At 59.3% G+C, this 24,313-nt stretch carries 19 protein-coding genes and 1 pseudogene; 6 read left to right on the top strand and 14 right to left on the bottom strand.

The genetic code is table 11. From position 1 onward, the window contains the following. Nucleotides 1-257: 257 nt before the first annotated feature. Nucleotides 258-1,016 (top strand): NAD kinase, encoded by a 759-nt coding sequence (locus GOX01_RS00910; protein WP_062269545.1) that lies wholly within the window; start codon nucleotides 258-260, stop codon nucleotides 1,014-1,016. 3 nt (nucleotides 1,017-1,019) lie between these two features. Here GOX01_RS00910 and GOX01_RS00915 read toward each other — a convergent pair whose 3' ends face one another. The 3 genes from GOX01_RS00915 to GOX01_RS00925 are packed head-to-tail and all read right to left on the bottom strand — an operon-like array spanning nucleotide 1,020 to nucleotide 3,434. Next, complete coding sequence (locus tag GOX01_RS00915; RefSeq protein ID WP_011252001.1) at nucleotides 1,020-1,952, bottom strand: 2-hydroxyacid dehydrogenase; 933 nt, start codon at nucleotides 1,950-1,952, stop codon at nucleotides 1,020-1,022. A gap of 37 nt (nucleotides 1,953-1,989) precedes the next feature. Then, nucleotides 1,990-2,457 carry a low molecular weight protein-tyrosine-phosphatase gene (locus GOX01_RS00920; protein ID WP_034954582.1) on the bottom strand — a complete coding sequence of 156 codons (468 nt, stop codon included), beginning with the start codon at nucleotides 2,455-2,457 and terminating at the stop codon, nucleotides 1,990-1,992. Next, nucleotides 2,454-3,434 (bottom strand): AEC family transporter, encoded by a 981-nt coding sequence (locus GOX01_RS00925; protein WP_062269547.1) that lies wholly within the window; start codon nucleotides 3,432-3,434, stop codon nucleotides 2,454-2,456. The genes GOX01_RS00920 and GOX01_RS00925 overlap by 4 nt, the downstream gene beginning before the upstream one ends. A gap of 160 nt (nucleotides 3,435-3,594) precedes the next feature. Here GOX01_RS00925 and GOX01_RS00930 point away from each other — a divergent pair, with 160 nt between their 5' ends. Then, nucleotides 3,595-3,906: a hypothetical protein gene (locus GOX01_RS00930; protein WP_011251998.1), complete on the top strand. Its 312-nt coding sequence runs from the start codon at nucleotides 3,595-3,597 to the stop codon at nucleotides 3,904-3,906. Between the two features lie 20 nt (nucleotides 3,907-3,926). Here GOX01_RS00930 and acs read toward each other — a convergent pair whose 3' ends face one another. The 6 genes from acs to GOX01_RS00960 all read right to left on the bottom strand — a co-directional run bounded on the left by acs (nucleotide 3,927) and on the right by GOX01_RS00960 (nucleotide 12,994). Continuing rightward, complete coding sequence (gene acs / locus GOX01_RS00935) at nucleotides 3,927-5,834, bottom strand: acetate--CoA ligase (RefSeq protein WP_011251997.1); 1,908 nt, start codon at nucleotides 5,832-5,834, stop codon at nucleotides 3,927-3,929. A 116-nt stretch (nucleotides 5,835-5,950) separates the two neighbouring features. After that, entirely contained in the window at nucleotides 5,951-6,952 is a 1,002-nt protein-coding gene (gene holA, locus GOX01_RS00940) for a DNA polymerase III subunit delta (RefSeq protein WP_024717250.1), read from the bottom strand. A 3-nt stretch (nucleotides 6,953-6,955) separates the two neighbouring features. Further along, entirely contained in the window at nucleotides 6,956-7,627 is a 672-nt protein-coding gene (locus tag GOX01_RS00945; protein WP_011251995.1) for a hypothetical protein, read from the bottom strand. Next, on the bottom strand, nucleotides 7,627-10,224 hold the full coding sequence (leuS, locus tag GOX01_RS00950) for a leucine--tRNA ligase (protein WP_011251994.1): 2,598 nt from the start codon (nucleotides 10,222-10,224) through the stop codon (nucleotides 7,627-7,629). The genes GOX01_RS00945 and leuS overlap by 1 nt, the downstream gene beginning before the upstream one ends. Nucleotides 10,225-10,231: 7 nt before the next feature. Next, nucleotides 10,232-10,750 carry a DUF3576 domain-containing protein gene (locus GOX01_RS00955; RefSeq protein WP_011251993.1) on the bottom strand — a complete coding sequence of 173 codons (519 nt, stop codon included), beginning with the start codon at nucleotides 10,748-10,750 and terminating at the stop codon, nucleotides 10,232-10,234. 135 nt (nucleotides 10,751-10,885) lie between these two features. Beyond that, nucleotides 10,886-12,994 carry an AfsR/SARP family transcriptional regulator gene (locus GOX01_RS00960; protein ID WP_062269563.1) on the bottom strand — a complete coding sequence of 703 codons (2,109 nt, stop codon included), beginning with the start codon at nucleotides 12,992-12,994 and terminating at the stop codon, nucleotides 10,886-10,888. Nucleotides 12,995-14,017: 1,023 nt separating this feature from the next. Here GOX01_RS00960 and GOX01_RS00965 point away from each other — a divergent pair. Beyond that, the gene (locus GOX01_RS00965) at nucleotides 14,018-15,814 is read left to right on the top strand and encodes a hypothetical protein (RefSeq protein ID WP_011251990.1); all 1,797 of its coding nucleotides are present in this window, start codon (nucleotides 14,018-14,020) and stop codon (nucleotides 15,812-15,814) included. A gap of 172 nt (nucleotides 15,815-15,986) precedes the next feature. Here the strand turns inward: GOX01_RS00965 and GOX01_RS00970 are convergent, their stop codons facing one another. After that, nucleotides 15,987-18,410 carry a TonB-dependent receptor plug domain-containing protein gene (locus tag GOX01_RS00970; protein WP_080504776.1) on the bottom strand — a complete coding sequence of 808 codons (2,424 nt, stop codon included), beginning with the start codon at nucleotides 18,408-18,410 and terminating at the stop codon, nucleotides 15,987-15,989. 258 nt (nucleotides 18,411-18,668) lie between these two features. On the opposite strand from GOX01_RS00970, the gene GOX01_RS00975 reads away from it, so the two are divergent. After that, nucleotides 18,669-19,865, top strand: coding sequence for an SMP-30/gluconolactonase/LRE family protein (locus GOX01_RS00975; protein ID WP_011251988.1), 1,197 nt, complete (start codon nucleotides 18,669-18,671; stop codon nucleotides 19,863-19,865). 72 nt (nucleotides 19,866-19,937) lie between these two features. On the opposite strand, the pseudogene GOX01_RS00980 reads toward GOX01_RS00975, so the two are convergent. The 4 genes and pseudogenes from GOX01_RS00980 to minC all read right to left on the bottom strand — a co-directional run. Further along, nucleotides 19,938-20,321, bottom strand: a pseudogene (locus tag GOX01_RS00980) (YidB family protein); the annotation flags it as partial. Between the two features lie 60 nt (nucleotides 20,322-20,381). Beyond that, nucleotides 20,382-20,660, bottom strand: a complete 279-nt coding sequence (gene minE / locus GOX01_RS00985; RefSeq protein WP_011251986.1) for a cell division topological specificity factor MinE — start codon at nucleotides 20,658-20,660, stop codon at nucleotides 20,382-20,384. Between the two features lie 4 nt (nucleotides 20,661-20,664). Further along, nucleotides 20,665-21,477, bottom strand: a complete 813-nt coding sequence (minD, locus tag GOX01_RS00990) for a septum site-determining protein MinD (protein WP_041110869.1) — start codon at nucleotides 21,475-21,477, stop codon at nucleotides 20,665-20,667. A 148-nt stretch (nucleotides 21,478-21,625) separates the two neighbouring features. Further along, entirely contained in the window at nucleotides 21,626-22,354 is a 729-nt protein-coding gene (minC, locus tag GOX01_RS00995) for a septum site-determining protein MinC (RefSeq protein WP_011251984.1), read from the bottom strand. A gap of 77 nt (nucleotides 22,355-22,431) precedes the next feature. Between minC and fzlA the strand changes: the two genes are divergently transcribed. Both fzlA and GOX01_RS01005 read left to right on the top strand, forming a co-directional pair. Further along, entirely contained in the window at nucleotides 22,432-23,100 is a 669-nt protein-coding gene (gene fzlA, locus GOX01_RS01000; RefSeq protein WP_041110865.1) for an FtsZ-binding protein FzlA, read from the top strand. Between the two features lie 11 nt (nucleotides 23,101-23,111). Next, a complete protein-coding gene (locus tag GOX01_RS01005; protein WP_011251982.1) occupies nucleotides 23,112-24,287 on the top strand; it encodes a BaiN/RdsA family NAD(P)/FAD-dependent oxidoreductase in 1,176 nt (391 codons plus the stop codon). Nucleotides 24,288-24,313 lie beyond the last annotated feature (26 nt).

The raw sequence follows: 24,313 nt of genomic DNA on the forward strand, positions 1-24,313 counted from the left end.
CCTCCAGGTGCAATGTTTCTTTCGGGCTTCCCTGAGTTTCTGTTGTCGATCCGGTTCCGAGAAATGCAGACATTTCTGATGCTACTCTGTTTTGAAGCTCGGACAGGGGCGTGTTGGGGAGCGTTCTCAGGTCTGGTATTCGATTTTCGGTCCTACCGTTGGCTCTGAAAAATAATGCTCCCTCACGCCGTTCATCTGCTAAGGAGTTCGGCAATAGGGAAAATGATCTCTGCTGATTTCAGGCTGATGCGATTTTTATGAAAATTCATTTTGTTGCCTCTTCCACTGACAGCGCTCAAGCTGCACTGGCCCGACTTTCACAGAAATATGGAAATGTGCGGCTTCACGAGGCGGATGCCGTTGTCTGTCTGGGGGGGGACGGTTTTATGCTCGAGGCCCTGCACAAGGTTCTGGATAAAAGCATTGCCATTTACGGCATGAATTATGGAACGGTTGGGTTCTTGATGAATGCTGCTGATGAAGGAGATCTTTTACAGCGTCTCGAAAATGCCCAGCCTTCGGTTTTGCATCCGTTGCACATGACTGCTACGACAGTGGTAGGGAAAGTCAAAAGTGCACTGGCATTCAATGACGTCTTTCTTTTCCGTCAGACGCGGCAGACGTCCCGTATCCGGATAGAAATAGATGGCCGGTTGCGTCTTGAGGAACTGATCTGCGACGGAATAATCGTTTCCACGCCGGCCGGCTCAACAGCTTATAACCTGTCCGCTCATGGACCTATTGTGCCTTTGAGCGCTAATATTCTTCCTCTTACACCGATTTCCGCTTTTCGGCCTCGGCGTTGGCGGGGGGCTCTTCTGCCGTCGAGCGCAGTCGTGAAACTGACATTGCTTGATACCGAGAAAAGGGCGACAGCAGCGGTAGCGGATTTTACGGAAATCCGTGATGTGGCGGAGGTTGTCGTCCGGGAAGACCGCTCCCGGAAAGCCACGATCCTGTTCGATCCCGATCACGGTCTTTCAGAGCGGATCATTGCCGAACAGTTCGTGGCATAGGTCTTAGATGACGGGTGTCAGCAGGGTTTTATCGGTGAAATAGGCAATCAGGTTGTCTACGACCAGATTAGCCATGGTCGTTCTGGTTTCGACTGTGGCCGACGCCTGATGGGCCTGCAGAACTGTGTTTGGCAGGCTTAGAAAAGCCGGATTGATATTGGGCTCGTTCTGGAAAACGTCCAGTCCGGCGCCAGCGATGCGTTTTTCCTGCAAGGCGCTCAGAAGTGCGGCCTCGTCCACCACTGTTCCTCGGGCGATATTGACCAGGAAACCGTCTTTGCCCAGAGCATCCAGGGTGTCTCTGTCGATCATGTTGGCGGATCGTGGACCGCCTGAGACCGCCAGGATCAGGACGTCGCACCAGGTTGCCAGCGCCTTCAGATCGGGCTCGAAATGGCAGGTGCTTTCAGGTCGGGCATGTGAGTTGAAGTAGGCCACCTCCATACCGAACGCCGAGACGCGTTTGGCAATCGCCTGGCCAATATGTCCAAATCCTGCGATGCCCACTTTTTTCCGGGTCAGGCTTCGTCCGAGGGGAGCCGTGGCGGACGGCCATTTTCCAGCACGGACGAAGGCATCATTCGTTACGATGCTCCGCATCACTGCCATCATCAGCGCGACGGCCATGTCGGCCACGTCGTCCGTCAGGGTGTTCTGGGTGATTGCGACCCCGATGTTGCGGCGTCTTGCTTCATCCAGATTGATGCGGTCCGTCCCCACACCGTTGACGGAAATGACTTCAAGATTGGGCAGGGCGTCCATGATTTCAGAAGGAACCCCGGACCCGCCACCTGTTGTGATCCCGCGGATGGCAGGAGCAATGTTCTTCAGGTTTTCCAGTGAGGTGTAGGGGTGGAGTGTAAACGATTTCTCTAGCCTTTCCTTCATGACCGGCACGAGGGGGTCAATCGTCAGAATGTCAGGTTTGGATGACATGAAACTCTCCATTTCTGTTCCGCTCAAGCTAGAAGCTTCAGGGGCGGGGACCAAGAACTGTTCTGGCAAGGGCGGCACAAGCGGCCTCGACGTCCTCCCATGTCGTGACGAACCCTTCATCCGGCCCGTAATAGGGGTCGATGACGTCCTGTCCGGTACGGGCGGGAATATGGTCCAGCATCAGGGAAAGGCGCGCTTTTGAGTGGTGAGGGCGCATCTGTCTGAGGATGGCGAGATGGGAACGGTCCATCGCAATGATGTGGTCAAAGCGATCGAAGTCTTTTTCGGTGACCAGGCGTGCCCGAAGCGGTGACGCATCCAGACCCTGTCTGGAAGCGACGACGCGGGCACGGGGGTCAGGAGCCTCGCCGAGATTCCAGCGTCCGGTTGCCGCAGAGTCGATATCGAGGGTCAGGCCGCGAAGGCTGGCTTCGCGGCGCATGGCCAGTTCGGCCAGAGGTGAGCGGCAGATATTGCCCGTACACACAAAAAGAAAACTGGTCATGCACCTGTCAGCCAAATGAAAAATGCCATCGTGAAGATTGAACTTAACGTTCCAAAGAACAGAACGGATGCAATTTCACGTTCCAGCACATGATAGCGCATGGCAAGGATGACGTTGATCGACGCACTGGGGATCGCCATCGTCAGGATGCTCTCCTGAAGTGCGGGCAGGGGAAGATGCCACAGACGGGCCAGCGCATAGATGATTCCGGGAATAATGACATTCCGAACGCTGACGATCACGCCGACCAGAGGGCTGAATTTCACCTGGCGCGTGAAGAGCACCACGCCTGATGCGAACAACGCCGCGCCACCTGTTGTGCGGCCGAGCAGCTGAAGTGAGCCCTTCAGAAACTGTGGCAGGAAGGCGCCGGCACTGACCAGGACAAGCGCCATCATCGGAACCCAGACGACCGGCTCCCGGCAGGAATGCATCAGATGCCCGAAAAGTTCGCGGAGTTCGTTCCGGGTTTCCCCTTCAGTCTCGACCCGATGGCGGGTGCCGCGGTCATGTCCCATCAGGATCAGGGTGATGGGAAGTTGAACCAGATTCATGGCCAGGGACGCGATTGAAATCGGCACCGAACTGGCTGGCCCAAAGATCTGTCCCAGGACAGGAATACCGATGAAGGGAACGGAGGGGCCCGTGATGGTCATCGCGATCAGGGCCGCTTCGCCCAGACGGCGTTTAAGCAGTGCGCGAAGAATGGCGAAGATCAGGCCATAGCCGCCGATCATGGCCAGCAGGATCAGAGCCGCCACTGGCCCCGCTGCCAGAACCTGGTTGCGGGGCGTACTGAGAATGGATGCCAGCAGTTCCAGCGGAAGCGCGTAGAGCATGACCAGACGTGTCAGAACACCAGCCTGCTGGGCATCGAAATCCTTTCGGTATGCCGCGAAATATCCAAATCCCAGCGTTACGAGAATCGGGAGAATGGACTGAACGATCGTCAGCAGCAGGGCAGGCGAATTCGTCATCGATGATCCATGTCAGAAAATCCGGTCAGGAAAGGATCACCTTTCGTAACGGTCGCTCCAACATTCGTCTATCCCCATGGCAGATGACAGTTGACCGGAGCCGCGGAGAATGGCTTTGTGGAGTGATCTTGTCCTCTTTTAATCGGTGCCAGATCACGTGATGCAATCCATACTCGATACGTTGTGGGGTCTGATCCTCGGACTGCTGGGCGTGGTTGTGGCCGGTGTGGCGATCATCGAGGTCATGGCCCGCACCGTCCTGGCCAGTTTCGGGATACAGGGAAACTCACAGACGGTGCTGCTGTTCCTGCTTCTGGGAGCACTGATCGTGGCGTCGTTCAGGATTTTCGGACGGCTGTTTGCCGTGCTGCTGGTCGCGGCTTTTTCCGTCTATTTCATGCATGTCGTCTTCGGGTTCCTGAGCGACGCGCTCATCCCGGTTCAGACATCGGGCGGCACGACCGATGTCTGAACCCTGTCAGGGCTGACAGATCAGCTTTTCGGCACCTGGATCAGCGCGATCAGCGTTGCGACGATCTCAGGATCGGCGAGGGTGGAGAGATCACCAAATCCTTCGGTCTCTCCGCACGCAATCTTGCGAAGCAGGCGGCGAACGCTTTTCCCCGAACGGGTCTTGGGAAGGTCCGGCACGACATGGATGCGCTCCGGCGCCGCATAGCGGCCCACTTTTGACGTGATGGCCTTGGCCGCCCGGATGTGAAGATCTTCGGGCGCGTTATCGCGCGGGACGAGATAGACGACGATTCCCTGTCCCTTGAGGTCGTGGGGAACGCCGATCGCCGCACTTTCCGCGATAGCCAGTTCAGTCGCCAGAGCGTCTTCGATCTCGGCAGATCCGATCCGGTGTCCGGAGACGTTGATCACGTCGTCAACGCGTCCGGTGATCCAGTAATACCCGTCCTCGTCACGCCGCGCGCCGTCACCGGTGAAATAGTAGCCGGGATAGGACTGAAGATAGGTGCGCTCGAAAAGGGCCGCATCATTCCAGATCGTGAGCGCTCGGCCGGGCCAGGAACCTCTGAGGCAGAGCACACCTTCCGTTGCGCCTTCTTTCGGAGCGCCGCGTTCGTCCAGAAGAACCGGATGGACACCGGGCAGGGGGAGCGTGGCGGAAGCCGGTTTCTCCCGGACGGCGCCCGGAACGGGCGAAATCATGATCCCACCGCTTTCCGTCTGCCACCAGGTATCGACGAAAGCGCAGCGGCCGCCCCCGACATGATCATTGAACCAGGACCAGGCTTCCTGGCTGATAGGCTCGCCGACAGTCCCCAGAACGCGCAGCGAGGAGAGGTCATGACGCTGCACAACCTCATCGCCTTCGCGCATGAGAGCGCGGATTGCGGTAGGAGACGTATAGAACGTCGTGACCTTGTGGTCCTGAATGACGCTCCACCAGCGGCCTGGTCCCGGATAGGACGGCATGCCTTCGAACAGCAGAATCGTCCCGCCATTCAGCAGGGGGCCGTAAACGCCATAGGTATGGCCGGTGATCCAGCCGATATCGGCCGTGCACCAGAAGATGTCGCCTTCCTGATGATCGAAAACCAGTTCATGGGTGTAGGATGCCCAGACCAGATAGCCGCCCGTGCCATGTACGATCCCCTTGGGCTTTCCGGTACTGCCCGATGTGTACAGCAGGAACAGCGGGGCGGAGGCCGGCATGTCCTGCGCAGCGCAGTCGGCCGATGCCGCGTCCAGAAGGGGGGTCAGCCACAGGTCCCGTCCCGCCGTCAGATCAACGTCGTCCTGCGTCACGCTCACGACCAGAACATGCCTGACGGCGAGAGCTTCCGGACGGAGGTCCAGAGCGGCGTCCAGCGTCGTCTTGAAGGGGATCCGCTTGGGACCGCGGCGTCCCATATTGGCGGTAATGACCAGCACTGCGCCACTGTCAGACAGCCGGTCGGCGATCGCTTCCGGAGAAAACCCGCCGAAAAGAACCACGTGGATGGCTCCGATCCGCGCGCAGGCAAGCATGGCGATCAGGCCTTCAGGCACGGACGGCAGGTGAATGGCAACCCGGTCCCCGGTCTGCACGCCCTGCTCACGCAGCACGTTCGCCATGCGGCAGACGCGCTCGTGGAGTGTCCGGTAGGTGAAGGTCACAACCCGGTCGGTCTCTTCGGCCTGCCAGACAAGGGCGTTCTGATCGCCGCGCGTCTCAAGATGCCGGTCCAGGCAGTTGACGCTCGCATTGAGCACCCCACCCGGAAACCAGCCGCGTTCGGTGCAATGAGCCTGACCGGGCGTGGTGCTCCAGTTCAGCCGTCTGCTCTCACGCTCCCAGTAATGTTCAGGCGCGACAGTGGCCTGCTCCACCAGATGGCCATAGTCCGCCGGAGTCAGGCGGAATGTATGAGGTTGGGAGGAAAGAGACATGGACCTGAAACCTTACGCACGAAAGACGAACGCCATATAGCGGGCGCATCGTTATATTTGGCTTGCAGGATCGGAAATAGAGGAAAATTACTCATCCCCATTCTTGCCCGACTGGTTCAGCCCTTCCTGACGGTGCACAGAGAGGCGATGTGCCGCCTGCACAACGCCATGTCGGGGGATGCGCTCTGCTTGCAGGCCAGTTCGAACGCCTGCGTTTCCCTAGCCGCTGTGCTCAGGGCCGCAAGAGGCCACCGGTCAAGCGCCTGATTGAAAGCCGCCGTTCGTTTGAAGAACACGGGCGGTTTGAGAGCCTTCATGGACTCGGCCCGTCCCTGACCATCCTGCACGCCCTGCGCAACCTTCTGAAGCCGCACCAGAACGCCCAGAACGGTGCGTGCGACTGCCACGGGGTTGGCACCATCGGCCAGCGCCCGTTCAAGAGCCTGATCGGCCATCATGCGGTTTCCGCACAGTGCGGAAAAAGCGGCATCTTCCAGGGAATTGCCGCCTGCATCGCCGACACAGTCCTGAACGGCCTGCAGATCGAGACGGCCATTTTCGCCCGCATACAGAACAAGTTTCTCGATTTCGCCGCGTACGCCACTGCGGTCGGAGCCAAGCACGCCCGTCAGCCAGATCAGGGCATCGCGGTCGATTGTCACACCGGCCTGACCGAGAGCATCCGTCACGGTCTGGGAGAGGGCGCGTCCTTCTTCGGGATAACAGGCGATGGACGCGACCTGCTTGTGGGCTTCGGCGAGCGCACGCAGTTTCGAGCGCGCCGTAATCCCAGGCGCCTCGATAACGATCAGGGTTTCCGTGTCGGTTTCAAGTACCCGCTTGAACAGGGGGGCCAGGCTGTCCTGCCCCTCACGCACCCAGACCACCCGTCGGCCGCCGATCAGGGAAAGCGCCGTGGCCTCTTCTTCAAGCCGGTCCTGTGTCTCCCGATCCAGTTGCGCCACCTGGAAGGGATCATCCGTCGTCCCGGCCACCAGCCTGACCGCCTGCGCGGCACGCTCACGAATAAGACCCGTATCTTCGCCATGAAGCACGATGGCCCGCCAGGACCCGGCATCGGCCAGTGTCCGACTGATGCTTCGTGCGTCGATCTTCACCACTTACTGCGCAGACGTGCTGGTCGTGCTTCTGGACAGACGCCCCGTTGCGGAAGCCGGGAAGCCATCGACACCCGTCCGGTCGGTGGCGGCATTGCCGTTGTCATCCGGCATGCGGTCCGTGTTCAGATAGCGCGGCAGTTCATCCGGCGCGGCTTTCTCGGGCATGTTGTGATTGCGGAACCAGATCGCGATCTGCTGCGTCATGGTCTGCGCCAGCGTGTCCGAGACGCGCGCCTGAAGCGTTTCATCATTCAGCGTCTGGGCGAAATACTGCTCGAACGTGGTGTTGAAACCGTCCAGCGTCGTCGCATCCCCCTGCGCCAGCAGGCGCGGATTCTGCTCGACCGTGATGAGCATCCAGTGTGCCGACCCCGTGCTCCGGGTGCGGCCGGACGTATTGTCCTGATGGATGTCGACCGCTTCCTCATTCATGCCGGAAGAGACTTTCAGCATGTATTTATGAGGATCTTCCGGCCCGGCGCCAGCCAGGTTTTTCTGCAGGGCCAGACGGAGTTCCTGGCCATAACGCCCCGGAATGTTGTCCACATAAATCTGTGCCAACTCTTCCGACATGTCGGTTTTCGGGGTCAGCTTTCCATAGAGGGGGGAAAAACCACACCCCCCCAGCATAAGGAAAGCCGTGAGCAGAAAGGCGCCGCGCCGGTCAGACATCAGCCCGCCACCACGAAATTGACGATCCGGTTCGGAACATGGATTTCCTTCACCAGCCGTTTCCCTTCAAGCAGACGGGCCACGTTCGGCTCGCTCTTCGCTGCGGCCAGCACCTCTTCCTTCGGCGCATTGGGCGGAACCTCGATGGTTCCGCGCAGCTTGCCAAGGATCTGCACACCGATCGTCACACTCTGCACGGCCAGCCATTTTTCTTCGGCTTCCGGCCAGGGACGCTCCACAACCAGCGCACTGCCCGGTTCCAGAACCGCCATCATGTCTTCCGCAAGATGGGGCATCATCGGAGCCGTCAGCAGACACAGCACGCGGGCCGCCTCACGGCGCGCAGCGGCAATGCCGGCGCCTTCGATGCGTTCGGCATCCGCCAGAGCCGAGGTCAGCTCATGCAGACGGGCCACGGCAACATTCGGCGTGAAAGCTTCAAGAGCTTCACCGACGGCGGCAATGGTCCGGTGCGTGACACGACGCAGGTCATCCCCCGTCGCACCATGCGCACTGTCGGCGGCATCCCGTGCGGCTACGGAAGCTACGAGACGATGCAGTCTCTGGCCAAAGCGGGCAGCAGCGGCAACGCCTGCGGCCGTCCATTCCATGTCCCGCTCCGGCGGGCTGTCGGACAGCACGAACCAGCGGGCCGTATCCGCGCCATAACGCTCGATGATGTCGACCGGAGACACCGTGTTGCGCTTGGACTTGGACATCTTTTCCGAGCGGCCGACCTGAACCGGCGTTCCCGTCTCACGGCGCACGACCTGATCGCCCTGCCGCTCGACCTCTTCGGGATACAGCCAGCCGCTATCGTCGCGGTAGCTCTCATGCGTCACCATGCCCTGGGTGAAGAGGCCGGCAAACGGCTCGTCCACATCCAGATGCCCGGTTTCATGCATCGCGCGGGTGAAGAAACGCGCATAGAGCAGATGCAGGATCGCATGCTCGATGCCGCCGATATACTGGTCCACCGGCAGCCAGCCATTCGCTGCCGCCGGAACCGTCGGGGTTTCGGCATGCGGGCTGGTGAAGCGGGCGAAATACCAGGAACTGTCAACGAACGTGTCGAATGTATCGGTCTCACGAACCGCAGGCTTGCCGCAATGCGGGCAGTTGACGTGCTTCCAGGTCGGATGGTGATCGAGCGGATTACCGGGACGATCAAATGTCACGTCTTCCGGCAGGATAACGGGCAACTGCTCATCCGGCACCGGAACCGGGCCGCAGGTGTCGCAATGGATGATGGGAATGGGGCAGCCCCAGTAGCGCTGGCGCGAAATGCCCCAGTCGCGCAGGCGCCAGTTCACGACGCCCTTGCCAGCCCCCAGCCCTTCAAGGCGCTCAATGACTTTCGTCCGCGCCGCAGCAGGATCCAGCCCATCCAGGAAACCCGAATTGAACAGGGTCGCATCCCCCGAAACGGCCTTCTTGCCCAGGACAAAGGTCTCGGCATCCTGCCCCGGAGGCAGCAGCACCTGCGGAACCGGCAGGTCGTACTTACGGGCAAAGTCGAGATCGCGCTGATCGCCGCACGGGCAGCCGAAAACAGCGCCGGTGCCATAGTCCATCAGAACGAAATTGGCGATCCACACAGGCGCCGTCTTTTCGGGATCAAGCGGATTGGCCACCCGCAGACCCGTGTCGAACCCGCGCTTTTCGGCAGCTTCGATCACTTCCTCGGACGTCCCGAGACGGCGACATTCCTCAATGAAGGCAGCGGCCTGCGGGTTGCTTTCCGCAACCTTGCGGGCCAGCGGATGCTCCGCCGAAATCCCGATGAAGCTCAGGCCGAACAGGGTATCGGGACGCGTCGTGAAGACTTCGACGCTGTCGAGATCCTCGTCATAGCCTGCGGGCGGCTGATGCAGCGCAAAGCGGACCCGGGCCCCTTCCGAACGGCCGATCCAGCGCTCCTGCATCGTCCGGACGCGTTCGGGCCAGCGATCAAGCGTCTTCAGATCATCGAGCAGAGGCTGAGCAAATTTCGTGATTTTCAGGAACCACTGGGAGAGTTTCTTCTTCTCGATCAGGGCTCCCGAGCGCCAGCCGCGCCCGTCCACGACCTGCTCGTTTGCAAGAACCGTCTCGTCGACCGGATCCCAGTTGACCAGAGAATCACGCCGCTCAACCAGACCGGCGCCCAGCATATCGGTGAACAGCTTCTGCTGCTTGCCGTAATATTCCGGCAGACAGGTTGCGATCTCACGGTCCCAGTCCAGCGAGAAGCCCAGACGCTGCAGCGTGCCCCGCATGGTGGCAATGTTGTCCATCGTCCACTTGCCAGGATGGACATTGCGCTCACGCGCGGCATTTTCCGCCGGCAGACCGAACGCGTCCCACCCCATGGGGTGCATGACCGCGAAACCCCGGGCCCGCTTGTAGCGCGCGACCACATCCCCGAGCGTGTAATTTCGTACATGCCCGACATGAAGCTGCCCCGACGGGTACGGGAACATCTCCAGCACATAGTATTTCGGACGATCGGCCGGGGGAACATCCGGCACCGCAAAGGTATTCCTCCGCTTCCATTCGTTCTGCCAGAATGGTTCGCGGTCCTGGAAATCGAATGCGGGGGCTGTGGTATCGCTCATGTCTGACTCAGTTGTCCCGCTCGCCGTTTTCGGCACGCAGCTGACGTGCGCGCGTCAGGATACGGGTGGTGATATCGGAAGTGGTGGTGGCGGAAACAGGGGTATCTTCCCACTGGCCGTCCTGCAGAACCTGCCGGAATACGGAGACCCGAAGGGCGTCAGAACGCAGGCGACGATCCAGCACATAAGCCGCAATCTTGAACCGCTCGTTCTGGCTGGCAGACGGCTGATACCAGTCGGTCAGGATAACACCGCCCACGGCATCGGCAGACGCCAGCGGCATGAAGGACAGGGTGTCGATCGCTCCACGCCACAGATAAGCGTTCACACCGCCGCGAAGCTCGTCCGCGCCACCCTCGGCACCGCGATCAACACCAAGAAGATGATTGCGGGGTGCGGTCAGGGTGCTGGGGTCACGTCCACCACCACAGGCGGCAAGAGCGCCGAGCGCCAGAAACCCCAGGGCAAGACGGGTTGTCGGTCGGTGAAAAGGGCGAAGAACGGTCGACTGGATGCGAGACATCATGTGTGGTCCTGCGGGCCGCGCCAGGGCCGGTCACAAGCAAGGATGCAGACTGGCGAGGCCTGCAGCCGGCAACTTCTGTTTGAGTGTTCATATCGTGCCGGCGGCAAGAGGCCAAGCACCTGAAGGAAGATGTTCTTATCCTTCAGGCACGCCGGCCTTGCCCAGCGCTTCAGCCAGCCTCGTCAGTCGTGTCTTTCCCGTACAAGGAAACCGGCTGACAGCTCTGGAAATGGTCAGATCCGGGACCAGACGAAGGAGGTGGCGACAGACCTGATTCATCTCTTCGGCGCAGTCACCCACTTCAACCAGGGCAATGAGATAATAAACCAGCGAACTCGGGCAGGACGGATAAAGGCCGGACATCAACCGACCCATCGAGATTACTTCCTGATAGTCTTCCCCCAGGAGCAGGACCATCATGAAAACCGGGCGCAGCAGTTCAAGCAACTGTGAGCGATACCCGTTTTTCAGCAGCAGCTTCACCTTTCCTGCTGCTACCTTCATCTTCCCGCCCAGCAGGGCTAGGACAATCTCTGCCATCAGAAGATCAGGAGAATCCTTGTGATGTCCTTCGATCCGCAAGATTCCCTCAGCCGCGGACTGGACAACCGAAAGAGCCGTACTGTGCATGGCAGGCTCGTGCATCAGATACGCGGCGAGAAGAACTTCGACTGCATGCAGATCCGGCATCAGCGAAATGGCGGTTCGAACGCTGCGAAGACCTCGGGCGAAAACAGCCTCGGTTTCAGGGCTCCATTCATTCAGGAAGCGGATATAGCAGTGCAGGGCATCAATGAGCGCAATTGCACCGTCGTCCCCGTCCTGTTCGCTGGCGCGTTCCAGCAGAGATCCAATTCGGCCGAAAAGCGAAGAATCATGTCGCAGGAGCAGCATGAAAGCCCGCAGCGCCATTCCGAGTGCTGAAAGTTCTGAATCCGGTCGGGCTGCAATGCGCCGGGCTTCGGTGACGAAGATGCTCCACTTCATCGCCTGGGCAGGCGCCAGAAGGCTGTTTTTTGCCGTATCCGGACCGGAGCGTGGGAAATCGTAATGCGTCCCCCAAATGATGACTCCCCCGCGCCGGGCGTCCAGCACCCGGAGGATCAGCCGGTTTTCAGCCCCCTCAGGGCCTGCCCGCAGATTGCCGGAAATGATGTAATCCATGCCCCAGGCCCGGTAGGCCGCAGCCGCACCTACAGGGTCGGGCAGGGAGGCTTCGGGGAGTGCAAGAATGTCGAAAGTTCCCATGTTGACGAACATGAGTTCCAGTTGATCCCGCAGGCGCTGGCCCTGTTCGGCAAGCGTTTTATCCGTGGACGACGGGATCAGAAAAACCAGTGAGATCTTCCGCGGTTCTGCCGCAGCCGGATGTTGCGACGCGTAATGAAGCGGCAGGGCAAGCATCGGATCCGGGCGCGGTACTGGCGCTGTGAAAGACGCTTCAGGAGTTCCCGCAGCCAGTGCAGTCTGGGACAAGTCCTGAACCAGATCCTTGCCGCTGCTTTCAGTCGGAATACTCCTGATCAGTGCCTGTGTGGCCGGAGTAAGGATATGTCCTTCGGCGTCTCCGAAAAGATGTGTCATCTGGTCAGCAAGTGCGGCTGCCCGACCCTTGTCACCACGATGCAGGGCCATCTGAACCCTGGCCCGCCAGGCAACCTCGTTCAGGCTGTCAAACTTCAACAGACGCTCGGCCACGTCTTCGACCTGGTCCGGGTCGGTCAATTCCCGGACGGCACTTTCATAAACCTGCTGGAGATGTGTTGAGAGGCGCTCCCTCTGCTGGCCAAGCCATTCGTCCAGCGCCGGATCCACACCTGCCAGCTCGCCGAGCAGCGGTTCGTCAGGTAGGGTCACACTGTCGATCGTCCGCACACTGACTGTAAGCAGCCTCTCGGCGTCCACCGAAGTAAGGGCTGGCTTCAGGGCCAGCGAGTGCCGCTGAACATCGATGACGTCCACGCCCAGCGGACTGAGCGCATCCAGAAGGCGGTGGATTTCCTGCCGCAGGGATGCGCGTGCCATTTCTTCAGGCCGCTGGCTCCACAGCAGTTCCGCAAGCCGCGATCGCAGGACAGGTTTCCGGTCAGAAAGAGCCAGAATAGCCAGAAGGGCCCGTGTCTTGCCCCCCACAGGAAGCACGCTTTCGCCCGTGAGGGTTCTTGCTTCCATCTGCCCGATCAGTCGCACGCGCAAAAGGGTGGGATCGGTCTCGCGGATAGGACGGGATGAACTGTCCATCATCTTCGCCGCCTCCACGATCAGGATCCCTTGCCGAAAGGCACGGAAATTCCAGACTGTTTCAGTAAATCGTTGTCAGCAACGCAGATCATGGCAATTCTCAACCCAGTCAAACCTGCAAAACCCCCACAAAGAGGTATTGTGTAGGATGCCAGCTGCGAACGCGCTCTATCCTACTCAGGATTTGGTACTACCAGAAAAACAGATCACCTTTTTGATGGAAAAGAGGTGTCATGCAAGGCCGTAGCAGAAGCCTCACTTAAAAGACTAACCAGAAAAAGTTGAGATAGCATAAACAGGACAGGTAATCTTCATCCCCGATGATATGCCCGTCGAGGGTTCCCGTTTCCCTGGTTTTTCCCGGGTGGTGCTGGCTTGGATGGGGAATTCCCGATGTCTTCCGCTGCTTGATGTGGTGAGAGTACGGTTGCAGCGGCACCGTAACTGAGATACGGTCAGTTTGTTTGTCCGCGTAGCTCAGCAGGATAGAGCACAGGATTCCTAAGGTTTTGAATTGGGCGCCATGATGGGAAACCGCATGGTGGATTCGCTCAAATTCGGGGAACGCTCTGATCATCTCGATCGTGCCAATCCCGAGCCAAGCTTTCCGGCGTGCCGGCAAGAAGGTGTAGAGACTGTACGGGCGACACCTTGGCTTTCTGGCCATGGTGAAGAGACAGTCCAGACCACGAACGTGCCTCCGGGCATGGCGGTGAAAACCGAAGTGGTATGAATCCTGGGGCCGGAGGTTCGAATCCTCTCGCGGACACCAACAAACACGACATTCACCCAAAGAATCATATTGTTCTCTGATCGATGAGGGTTAGGGCTGGCTACCTGTATAGATGTCGCATGAGCAGAGAGCAGTACTGTCAGGCTGTTTTATAAATCTTCTGTTTATTCCTAAGCGTATTGCTCTTTATAGGGCGGCCAAAAAGTCAGCGTTTGAGATCTTGGCGAGAGCTTGGCGTTTTTGGATATTTCAGATTTCCAGGCGCTAGGCGCAGCATGATGGGAGTGAGAAGTATGCAGAGTTTACTGAGTGTCCTTTTCATTGGATCGCTCACTGCTGCCTCGGCCATGGCTCGGCCAATGCCACCATGGAAGTCTGATGCAGGGGGGGAGATCTCAGCCGGCACTGATGCAAATGAGTCCTTGGCCGGCTACGGCAGTCCGGTCCGGTTTACCGTATTTTTAGGAGCCGCTACCGGTTTTCCGCAGTTGGCAAACGATGTTCAGGAAAGTCTGAGTAGGGGAAACATTACCCTCTATGAACATGGTGTCTCGGTTAATCCCGCATATATCACTTCGGCCCAGCGTGAAGCTCTTCAAAATGTATGGGGTTCAACGGGGATAAGACTTACCACCGGTGGTGGCACGGGAATGGCAGAAATAGGTTGCTGCAGTCTTTTGTCTTTTTCTGATCTGAAAAATTTCGGTGGTTCTTTGCCCCTGCTTGCAAACGCCAATCTCCCCGATGATGAAGGTGGAGATGGAACGGTGATGACAGAGGCAAGCGAAGCTGATCTTGAACTTAAACTTGCAGCCATAGTGGCTCAGAAAGGCGCGCCCAAGAATATCGCGCCCATCATGCGTCCCGATCCAGCGCAGCCGACAAAACTCTGGGAGGCTAGCGCTCTATATGCTCCGAACCGGAAGTTGGCTCTGTATACAGGCGCAGTTGCCATCGACATACCTCCCACGCTGGCCATGAGTTTTCCAGGCGCAGCATTGGATAATTATGTCAATGAGATCAAATGGGCACTCAGAAACAGAATTCGTGTAACCCTGATCGTATCGCCTTACGTAATGGGGAAGGGGGGATGCGTATTTGATTCCAGGTTTCTAGAAAATACTAAGGCTTTCACAACATATCTGATCTCCAAAGGGGCGGATCCAACGGAATATGTAGTTGAGTCTTACTGTGGGGAGGTTAGGAATACAGTTAACTCTCCGTCGGGAGATCATGAGTCTGAAAGCATCAACCAAGTTGCCCTGTTCCTGTCTACGATGCCTGTTTCTGCGCCGGGAACCACTGTTCCGGCAATGCCAGGAGGATTATCAGAAGTAGATGCGATTGCATCGCAAATGTCAGATTCGAAGTTGCATGTTGCAAAAGTTGCGGATCAGACGTTTTTTTCTTCTGATAAAAACGTAAATTCTATTATCCGCAGAATGAATTCATTAGATGGTATGGCATATCAGTCAGATGTAAAGGTTTCTATTCATGGAGGTGCACTCGATGGCACGGTAAATCCACTGGATATTACGATTTGTCCGAACTGTTCCATGCTGATGCAAAACGCTCTTGTATTCCAGGCCACACATGGAAATGGGGTCCTGCAGGGGTCAAAGACGGACGCGATGATCCATGTGTTTAACCCTACAACGCCCGCTCCCTCGGGATTCACCTTTGGAAATATGAGTGATGTCCGTGCTCCTCAGGTGTTTCGGGAAACAGGACAGGGCATGAGCAATGTGGAAGGTCTCATGATCAGGGGAGCTGATGAAATGGTTCTGGGTCTGTGGGGTAAGAATGGCTTCGCAAATCTGGGAATATCTGATGATGGGCTTCTGGAAATTCGTAACCCCGGAAGTAGCGCAGATTACCATACAGGCGTTGAATTTGCCCCACCTGGTGCAGATTTGGCCAATCGACCGAAAATTACTGCCTCCAACGAGGGGAATACGCTCGAAATCACTTCCAAGAACACGATTTTTAAAGGAAATACCACTTACAGCTCATTGAGCGGAAATGGTAATGCTTATGCCTGCCTGGATGCTTCAGGAAATCTTTATCGCAGTATGACGGCTTGCCGATAAAACGAATTGTGAGATAAATATCCAGAGGTTTTCTGGGAAGAAAACCTCTGGAATGAAAAATGGGTAAGACGGGCCTGCATTATTTGACGTTGAGTGTGGCGTCCGACGCTTTCCTTCGCCTGGACTCCACACTCAACTGCTATGCAATCCTACCTCGCCGTACGCAGCTCGCTCAGAAGCGGGCTGAAACATCCAGATAGTAATACCCGCCATTCATGCCGAGCTGGGACGTGCTCATGTAATATTTGGGCACGCCCAGATAGCGGTTTCCTTCAGGCACGACTGACGGGAACTTGGCGAAGATGTTGTTCCCGCCGATTGTAGCACTCCACTTGGGCGTGATGTTGTAGGTAACGGAGGCGTTCGTCGTCCATTTCGGCACATTCTGGAACTCCAGGAAGTGGCTCGTGGAGTAGGTATAAGGTCCCGTGTAGTAGGTGAGCTGGGACGTTGTTTCGCCATAACGGATCTCATGGACGGAGACGGCCCACTTGTTGCGGGCAGAGCGCCAGGTCCCACCGAAGATGATCTTGCTGCGCGGATATGCCGTAGTGAGGTAGGCGACATACTGGGCGTTCAGAAGCGCCGCGCCGGTCGTGCTGGTTGCCTGATGGCGCAGACGCGTGCGGTTCAGGTTGATCGCAACATCCCAGTCCGCATGACCATAGCGCCCGAAATCGGTCGGATAGGTCGCCGTCAGATCGAGGCCTTGCGTGCGGGTGTTGGCGACATTGGCAAACCAGTGCGTGGCGAGCTGGCTTCCAGTCCAGTTTTCAGATCCTGCGGGCAGGTTGAAACCATCAGTCTGAAGCGCACTGTAGGCCTGCGATCCGTAGATCGTACCTCCTGGCATGATCCGGTCGCGCAGGTCGATCTGATATACGTCGACGGTGACGTGCAGCTTCTTGATCGGCTCGACGATGATGCCACCTTCGGCACTCGTGGACGATTCCGGCTTCAGGGCCGAGGCGCCGTTGGCAAGTGCGCCGGCGGAGTTCGCCGCAATGATGCCGCTGGCCGCCGTCGGAGAGACGGAGAGTGCGGAATAATGCTCCTGCGCCAGCGTCGGCGCATGGAAGCCATTGCTGAACGTGCCGCGGATGGCAAAGCGCGGGCTGAAATCGTAACGGGTCGAGATCTTGCCAGTCTTGGTGTTGCCGACATCCGTGTAATGCTCGACGCGGCCTGCCAGATCGATCTGCCAGTGCTTCATCAGGTTCGTGGAGATGTCGAGATAGCCCGCCGCAACGTCACGGGACCATTTGCCCGCATTGGCCGGGTTGGTGCCCGGAAAGCCGTCCGAGCTGGAATAGGTGTAGCTCGCCGGAGAGCCGGTGCCGATGGCATAGGCCTCGTAACGATAGGACGCACCACCAGCGACGTTGATGGCATAGGGCCAGAAGGACGTGCGGAACTTGCGGCTCAGGTCAACGCTGTTCGTCCACTGCGTGTCGTTATAGGACTGGGCGGCGAAGGATGTCGGGGTCTGCCCCGTGGCCGTGTACAGGCCCACATTCGTTGAGCTCTCGGTATCGAAGGCATCGTAATCCCGCCCGAAAACCGACGATACATCCCAGTGCCAGCCCGCTAGCGTTCCCTTGAAACCGGCAGTCAGTTCGTAGTCGTCCTCATTCAGGGCCTCGATGGGGGCGTAGCCGTAAGGATAGATCGCGGCATAGCCGGGATACTTGGCGAGCGTGGAGGCCAGTCGGTAGTTCTGATACGATTCCGCATGCCGGTGCGCATAGGTCGCGCTGGCATAGGCCTGCACATTGTCGGTGATGTCGTAGCCAGCATTGATGGCGACGCTCTCACGGGTCTGCTCGGGCTGGCCAAGAAGCTGATTGACATAGGTGTTGGTCCGGTTGTCCGCCCCGGACCGGACCGTATGGTCCTGATGCACGAAATCGCCGCCGATATGAACGAAACCGCGATTGTTCAGGTTCAGGCCGCCGTCGATGAACACGCCCTGCTGGAAACCGTCGCCTTCGCTCGTGATTCCTGTGTTCGAGCGCATGGTCAGACCATGGTTCTGCTTCTTCAGGATGATGTTGACGACGCCTGCAATGGCGTCCGAACCGTACTGGGCGGACGCACCGTCACGCAGGACTTCGATATGGTCGATCATGGACATGGGGATCATGTCGATATCGACAGGCGTGGAGCCCTGAGCCGGGCCGCCATCCGCATAGATATTCGCCGTGGTATGGCGCCGCTTGCCGTCCACCAGAACGAGCGTTTCGTTGGGGTTGAGCCCGCGGAGCGAAATGGTGTCGGTCAGGGCGCCCGCATCAAAACCGCCGGTGGGAACGGTGAGGGACGGCAGCAGCAGCGCCAGGGAGTCACGGAGCGTGGGCTGCCCCGTGCCTGTCAGCTGGCGATTCGTCACGATGTCGACAGGAGCAATCGAATCCCGCGCCTTCTTTCCGAACTCACGCGTCCCCGTCACAACGACCGCTTCACTGCCTCCCGAAACTTCCACAGGTGCCTTCGGAGCTGGACGGGAAGTGGCCTTCCGGGACGTCGGGGTTGCATGGGCCTGTTTGTGCTGAACCGGAACGGATTGCGTTGTCGCAGCCCGGCCCTCGTCCATCATCAGGACAAATGCAGAGCCAAGAAGGGAAGTCCCCAGAAGGGTCACATGACGAAGGGAAAGCTGGGTCAGCACTTTTACCACGCGATAAGTTAGTAATTTATACGAAATACAAAGTCGTTTCGTATTTGCGGAACGTCAACATAATTTTCCGGTTCCGGAAAAATTCCGATCACATTTTGGAGGGGCTGTGGCGTTCCTTACACGGTTGGGGCGTTATGGAAACGGTGTGTCTTGCAAATGGATCTCGGGAGTTTGTGCATGAAGCGACGTCATTTCCTGCGGGCGGCCTCGGCGGCCCCAGCCTCTTTCGCGGTTTCTGCAGCGCTGCCGGTTGCCCAGGCGCGTGCAGCCGGAAACGAGGATAACGGCACGGGTCCTTACGGGGAGCTCGATATTGTTGCCGAATTCGACGGCCCTGGCCCCTCGGGGATCGTGGTTCTTCCAAATGGCAGAACTTTTGTCGGTTTTCCACGTCATGCCGTGGATCATAAGGGAGCAACTCTCGGCGAACTGGTAGGCGGGAAGGTCGTACCTTATCCCAGTGCCGAAATGAGTCTACCCGGGAATGTTCCGGCACAGTGTCTTGTTTCCGTTCACGGCATGACTATGGACCGGAGCGGCAGGCTCTGGGTCATCGATGATGGCAAGCGCGCCGGGCATCCCCTGCAGCCGGGGGCAGCGAAGATCGTCTGCATTGATCCGGCAACGAACCGGGTCGCGCACAAGATCATCCTCAAGGCGCCGGTGCTTCTGCCGGACAGCCACATGAACGATCTGCGGGTGTCGCTGTCCCATGGGGCGCAGGGGACGGTCTTCGTGACCGACTCATCGTTCGGAACAAGCCCCGGACTGGTGATTGTTGATGTCGCGACCCAGCAGGCCCGTCGCGTGCTGACGACCCATCCCGCAATCCTTCCGGAAACAGGATTTCTGGCCATCGTGGAAGGCGTGCCCCGCCGCTATATCCCCGGTCATCCGCAACTGGTCTCAGGCGGCGTGGATGGGATCGCGCTGACGAAGGACGAAAAACGTCTCTATTTCGCGCCCCTGACCAGCCGTCGGCTTTACAGCCTGTCGGTGGATCTTCTCGCAGATCCGGCGTCGGATGATGCTGTTCTCGGCCCTGCAATCCGCGATGAAGGCGAAAAGGGAGTGGCGGATGGTCTGGCCCTGGATGACCAGAACCGGCTCTATACGACGAATTACGAGCATGACTGCATTCTGCGGCGCGACCCGGATGGATCGTTCAAAATGATGCTCCGCGATCCGCGTGCTCTCTCACCGGACGGAATTTTCGCAACTGCGGATCATGTCTATTGCACGTTCGGGCAGTGGAACCGACTGGCGTCATTTAATGAGGGAACCGATCGCAGGGTCACGCCCTATCTTCTGATCCGCTTTCCGATCGAACAGCCGCGGCCTTACAACGCCCTGCCGCAGGGGCAGAAAACCTGACCCCGAATACGAAAAAGCCCCGATGGAGCAATCCATCGGGGCTTTCTGTAGCTTCTTTGTAGAAGTTTTGCTTCAGGCCGTCGTAGAGGGCGCCTGACCGTCCGGCGTGTGCTTGTCCACGGCGGCGGGAAGAAGCTGTGCCAGTGCCGGCAGGATCGTATTGGCGGGCAGACCCGTCTTGCTGACGATCATCTGGATCTGCTGATCCGTCAGGAGACTACGCAGTTCATCCGCCGTGATGGGCAGGTTCTCGCCATTACCGATCCAGGAATGGATCTTGTCCGTCAGGCCAGCGCTCTGGGCCTGGCTGATGAGCATGTTCAGGCCATCTCCCTTGAGGAAATCGCCAATGCTGCCGCCAAACTTTTCGCCCAGCTGTCCGCCGATGGCGCCGACAGCCTGATTCATGAGGTTTCCGAGAAAGCCGCTCATCCGTATTGTTCCGTCTCTTGCGGATGCGGCATCAGGGCCGCAGCCGGTATCTCTAAAACTGGGTTGTGTCCGGAAGGCTCCGGATCACGAACCCCGCTTGCCGCTGAGTTCCTGCGGAACCTCGACGTCGATTTCGAGCATGGAGCAGCCGCTGCCACGGTCGACCTTGATCTGGACCTTGTCCTGATCAACGGCGACATGGCGCGCGATCACTTCCATGATTTCCTTGTGAAGCTGGCGGATCAGATCGGACTCACCGGCCTCACCCGCACCGCGTTCATGCGCGAGCAGGATCTGCAGACGGTCCTTGGCGACGCTGCTGGACTGCTGGCGCCGGGCGAAGATGTTTGAGAGAAAACTCATGAACTCATGCGTCCCTCTTGAAGAGCCAGTCAAAGAAACCGCGCTTCTCGACTGGAACCGAGACCTCGAGCTTCTCGCCGCTCAGGCGACGGGCTGCTTCGAAATAGGCGCGGGCAGGAAGGCTCGTAGGCGCAGCCAGCGTGACGGGCGCACCGACATTGGAGGACTTCAGCACATCCTCGCTTTCGGGCACGATGCCGAGCAGCGGGATGGACAGGATTTCGAGAACGTCCTCGACGCTCAGCATTTCCTTGCGCGCGGCGCGGGCAGGGTCATAGCGCGTCAGAAGCAGATGCTTTTCGACCTTCTCGCCCTGTTCGGCCTTCTGGGTCTTGCTGTCGAGCAGGCCAATGATCCGGTCGGAGTCACGGACCGAGCTGACTTCCGGATTGGTGACGATCACGGCCATGTCGGCGTGATACATGGCGAGCTGTGCGCCACGCTCGATGCCGGCCGGGCTGTCGCAGATGACCCAGTCGAACTTCTCGCGAAGCTCGTCCATCACGCGGGCGACGCCCTCGGAGGTCAGCGCGTCCTTGTCACGGGTCTGGGATGCCGGGAGGATGGACAGCGTTTCGCAGCGCTTGTCCCGGATCAGGGCCTGCGACAGGCGGGCATCGCCCTGCACGACGTTGATGAGATCGAAAACAACCCGGCGTTCGGCACCCATGACCAGGTCGAGGTTCCGCAGCCCGACATCGAAATCAACCACCACCACATTCTGCCCACTCTGGGCGAGAGCGGCGCCGAGTGCGGCGGTCGATGTCGTCTTGCCGACGCCACCCTTGCCGGAAGTGACAACCAGAACCTTGGCCATGAATACTCCAAAAAAACGTCTCTGCGGTCGGCGTCTGCGTGTGACGGGTTACCGCAACCGGTTTCCCATTCTATGAAAGTTTTATACCCCGCCGCAACCTGCGAATAGGGGCGCTTTCGTGGCAGGCCCCATCAATTCGCAGTTCGGTTCACGGCGTCAGAGGCAGGACCCGGACGCGGTCCTCGTCCAGGGTGGCCTGCGCGGCCTGCCCGAGGATCGTCGGATCGATGTCTTCCGTCACGGCATAATACCCGTCGAGGGCGAGCAGTTCAGCCAGCATCCGGCTTGCGAAAATCCGGCTCTGGGACTGTCCGCCCACTCCGGCGATCGCCCGGCCCCGCAACGTTCCGTATACGTGAATGGACCCCGCGGCCACGATCTCAGCGCCGGATGAGACTGATCCGAGGATGATCACGTCGCCCTGCATGTGCTGGATGCTCTGCCCCGAACGGACGGTCTGTTCGATGATGAGTGTCCCGCCACCGGACACCGGCCCCGCCGCACTGGCAGCAGGGTCTTCCGGGATCTCGACTTCCCCGGCCGGGCGGCCACCGTCGAGCGTTTCGGGCCAGTCCCAGTGCGCAACGGCCGGCCAGTGACGGCTGCCGCCCTCAATGCCGATGATCCGGACACCTCTTCTGCGGATATCGTCCAGCAGCGTCGCCAGGCCCGGCGTGGTTTCGCTGAGGAGACCGAGGTCCAGAATGACCGGTTTTCCGGTGAAAAGGCCGCCTGAACGGGCGATCTGATAGTCGAGACCTTCCAGCCAGAGGGGGAGGGGCGCCTCGGGGGACAGGACGAGCGCCAGGAAGGAGCGGCCGCGCGCACGGATGCGCATGGGGGTGTTCGAAGAGGTAGCGGAAACGGGATCGGGCATCGTGAAAATCGTCGGACCTGTGTCGGGCAGTCGGTGAGGCTCTTGTGAGCGGGTATCGGCTGACTTAGAAAGTGGCAATGCGTATCCTGCATCACCTTCCACTTTCTCCGCAATGCCGTCTCGTGAGGCTTGCCCTCAGCGAGAAGCGACTCCCGTTCGAACCCGTCATCGAGCGGGTCTGGGAACAGCGTGAGGAATTTCTGCATCTCAATCCCGCGGGCGAGGTTCCCGTGCTGGTTGAGGAAAATGGTCTGGCCGTGCCAGGCGGGCGTGTCATCTGCGAATATCTGGAAGACGCCTATCCCGATACACCGCTTCTGGGGCGTACTTTCGCCGACCGCGTCGAGACGCGACGGCTCGTGGACTGGTTCGACACCCGTTTCGCGCAGGAGGTCACCCGGAACCTGCTTGGCGAAAAGGTCGACAAGCGCCAGTTCGGACGCGGTCACCCGGACGGCAATGCGCTGCGGGCCGGCTATGCGAACATGCGCTTTCACCTTGATTATATCGGCTGGCTGGCGGAGACGCGGTCCTGGCTTGCGGGACCTGCGCTGTCGCTCGCGGATTTCGCGGCTGCGGCCCATCTGTCGGCGCTGGATTTCATCGGGGACGTAAACTGGTCCAAGGCGCCTGCCGCGAAGGACTGGTATGCGCGGGTGAAGTCGCGGCCCTGTTTCCGGGGGCTGCTGTCTGACAAGGTCAGTGGCATCACGCCGCCGGCGCATTACGCCAATCTGGATTTCTGAGAGCCGCCATGATGAACCCCGATGTGATTGTGCTCGGAGCCGGTGCAGCGGGGCTGATGGCTGCGGCGACGGGCGGTCAGAACGGGGCGCGGGTCCTGGTTCTGGATCACGGGCCGGAGCCGGGACGCAAGATCCTGATTTCTGGCGGCGGCCGGTGCAATTTCACGCATCTTGAGACCGGGCCCAACTGCTTCATCTCGCAGAACCGCCATTTCGCGCGTTCCGCACTGGCGCGATACACGCCGCAGGATTTTCTCAAGCTGGTGAACCGCTACGGGATTGCCTGGCATGAGAAGGCGCGGGGGCAGCTGTTCTGCGATGGCTCGGCCGGGCAGATCGTGGACATGCTGGTGTCGGAGTGCCGGACCGCCGGGTGTGAGTTGCGGATGCAGACCCGTATTCTCGATGTGCGGCAGGCGGAGCACGGCTTTATCGTCGTCACGGATGGGGGCGAGATCCGGACCGGGGCGGTGATCCTCGCAACGGGCGGCCTGTCCATTCCCAAGCTCGGAGCGTCCGACCTGTCGTTGCGGCTGGCGAGGAAATTCGGTCTGCGGATTGTGTCGCCAGCACCCGCGCTCGTGCCGCTGGTTCTGGCAGATGCCGATCCGGAGCTTGCGGGTGTGTCGCTGCCGATCGTGGCGCGGGTGGGCAAGAAGGGGCCACGGTTTGAAGACGGAATGGTGTTCACCCATCGGGGTGTGTCCGGCCCGGCGATCCTGCAGATTTCATCTTATCTTGAAGCCGGGGATGCGGCGCAGATCGATCTTCTGCCCGGGCAGAATGCATTGAACGTGCTGCTGAAGGTCAAGAAAGACCGTCCGAAGGCCCTGCCGCCGAGTCTGCTGGAAGCGCTGCCCCAGCGGCTGGCCCGCGTTCTGGCTGCGGGGCTGGGGGACACGATGCTGGCGAACCAGCCGGACCGCGCGATCAAGGCCCTGGCCGAGCGTGTGTCAAACTGGCAGCTTCGCCCGGCTGGTACGGAAGGTTACGCCAAGGCGGAAGTCATGCGGGGGGGGATCGATACGCGGGACCTGTCATCCCAGACACTCGAATCCCGAGATGTTCCGGGGCTTTATGCGATCGGCGAGGCCGTGGACGTGACGGGTTGGCTGGGCGGTCACAACTTCCAGTGGGCCTGGGCGAGTGGTGTTGCGGCAGGGCAGGCGGCGGCCGGACATCGCTAGTCGTTCACCAGTCCGGGCTGTCAGCG

This window comes from Gluconobacter oxydans (genome assembly GCF_006539685.1).
GTDB classification, from domain to species: Bacteria; Pseudomonadota; Alphaproteobacteria; order Acetobacterales; family Acetobacteraceae; genus Gluconobacter; species Gluconobacter oxydans.

Coding starts and splice junctions, on each gene's coding strand:
- GOX01_RS00925 (WP_062269547.1), bottom strand. CDS start 3,434: ATGACGAATTCGCCTGCCCTGCTGCTGACGATCGTTCAGTCCATTCTC.
- GOX01_RS00955 (WP_011251993.1), bottom strand. CDS start 10,750: ATGATGTCTCGCATCCAGTCGACCGTTCTTCGCCCTTTTCACCGACCG.
- minC (WP_011251984.1), bottom strand. CDS start 22,354: ATGCCCGATCCCGTTTCCGCTACCTCTTCGAACACCCCCATGCGCATC.
- GOX01_RS00930 (WP_011251998.1), top strand. CDS start 3,595: ATGCAATCCATACTCGATACGTTGTGGGGTCTGATCCTCGGACTGCTG.
- fzlA (WP_041110865.1), top strand. CDS start 22,432: ATGCGTATCCTGCATCACCTTCCACTTTCTCCGCAATGCCGTCTCGTG.
- GOX01_RS00965 (WP_011251990.1), top strand. CDS start 14,018: ATGCAGAGTTTACTGAGTGTCCTTTTCATTGGATCGCTCACTGCTGCC.
- GOX01_RS00945 (WP_011251995.1), bottom strand. CDS start 7,627: ATGTCTGACCGGCGCGGCGCCTTTCTGCTCACGGCTTTCCTTATGCTG.
- GOX01_RS01005 (WP_011251982.1), top strand. CDS start 23,112: ATGAACCCCGATGTGATTGTGCTCGGAGCCGGTGCAGCGGGGCTGATG.
- GOX01_RS00960 (WP_062269563.1), bottom strand. CDS start 12,994: ATGATGGACAGTTCATCCCGTCCTATCCGCGAGACCGATCCCACCCTT.
- GOX01_RS00915 (WP_011252001.1), bottom strand. CDS start 1,952: ATGTCATCCAAACCTGACATTCTGACGATTGACCCCCTCGTGCCGGTC.
- GOX01_RS00920 (WP_034954582.1), bottom strand. CDS start 2,457: ATGACCAGTTTTCTTTTTGTGTGTACGGGCAATATCTGCCGCTCACCT.
- minE (WP_011251986.1), bottom strand. CDS start 20,660: ATGAGTTTTCTCTCAAACATCTTCGCCCGGCGCCAGCAGTCCAGCAGC.
- GOX01_RS00910 (WP_062269545.1), top strand. CDS start 258: ATGAAAATTCATTTTGTTGCCTCTTCCACTGACAGCGCTCAAGCTGCA.
- leuS (WP_011251994.1), bottom strand. CDS start 10,224: ATGAGCGATACCACAGCCCCCGCATTCGATTTCCAGGACCGCGAACCA.
- acs (WP_011251997.1), bottom strand. CDS start 5,834: ATGTCTCTTTCCTCCCAACCTCATACATTCCGCCTGACTCCGGCGGAC.
- GOX01_RS00970 (WP_080504776.1), bottom strand. CDS start 18,410: ATGATGGACGAGGGCCGGGCTGCGACAACGCAATCCGTTCCGGTTCAG.
- minD (WP_041110869.1), bottom strand. CDS start 21,477: ATGGCCAAGGTTCTGGTTGTCACTTCCGGCAAGGGTGGCGTCGGCAAG.
- GOX01_RS00975 (WP_011251988.1), top strand. CDS start 18,669: ATGAAGCGACGTCATTTCCTGCGGGCGGCCTCGGCGGCCCCAGCCTCT.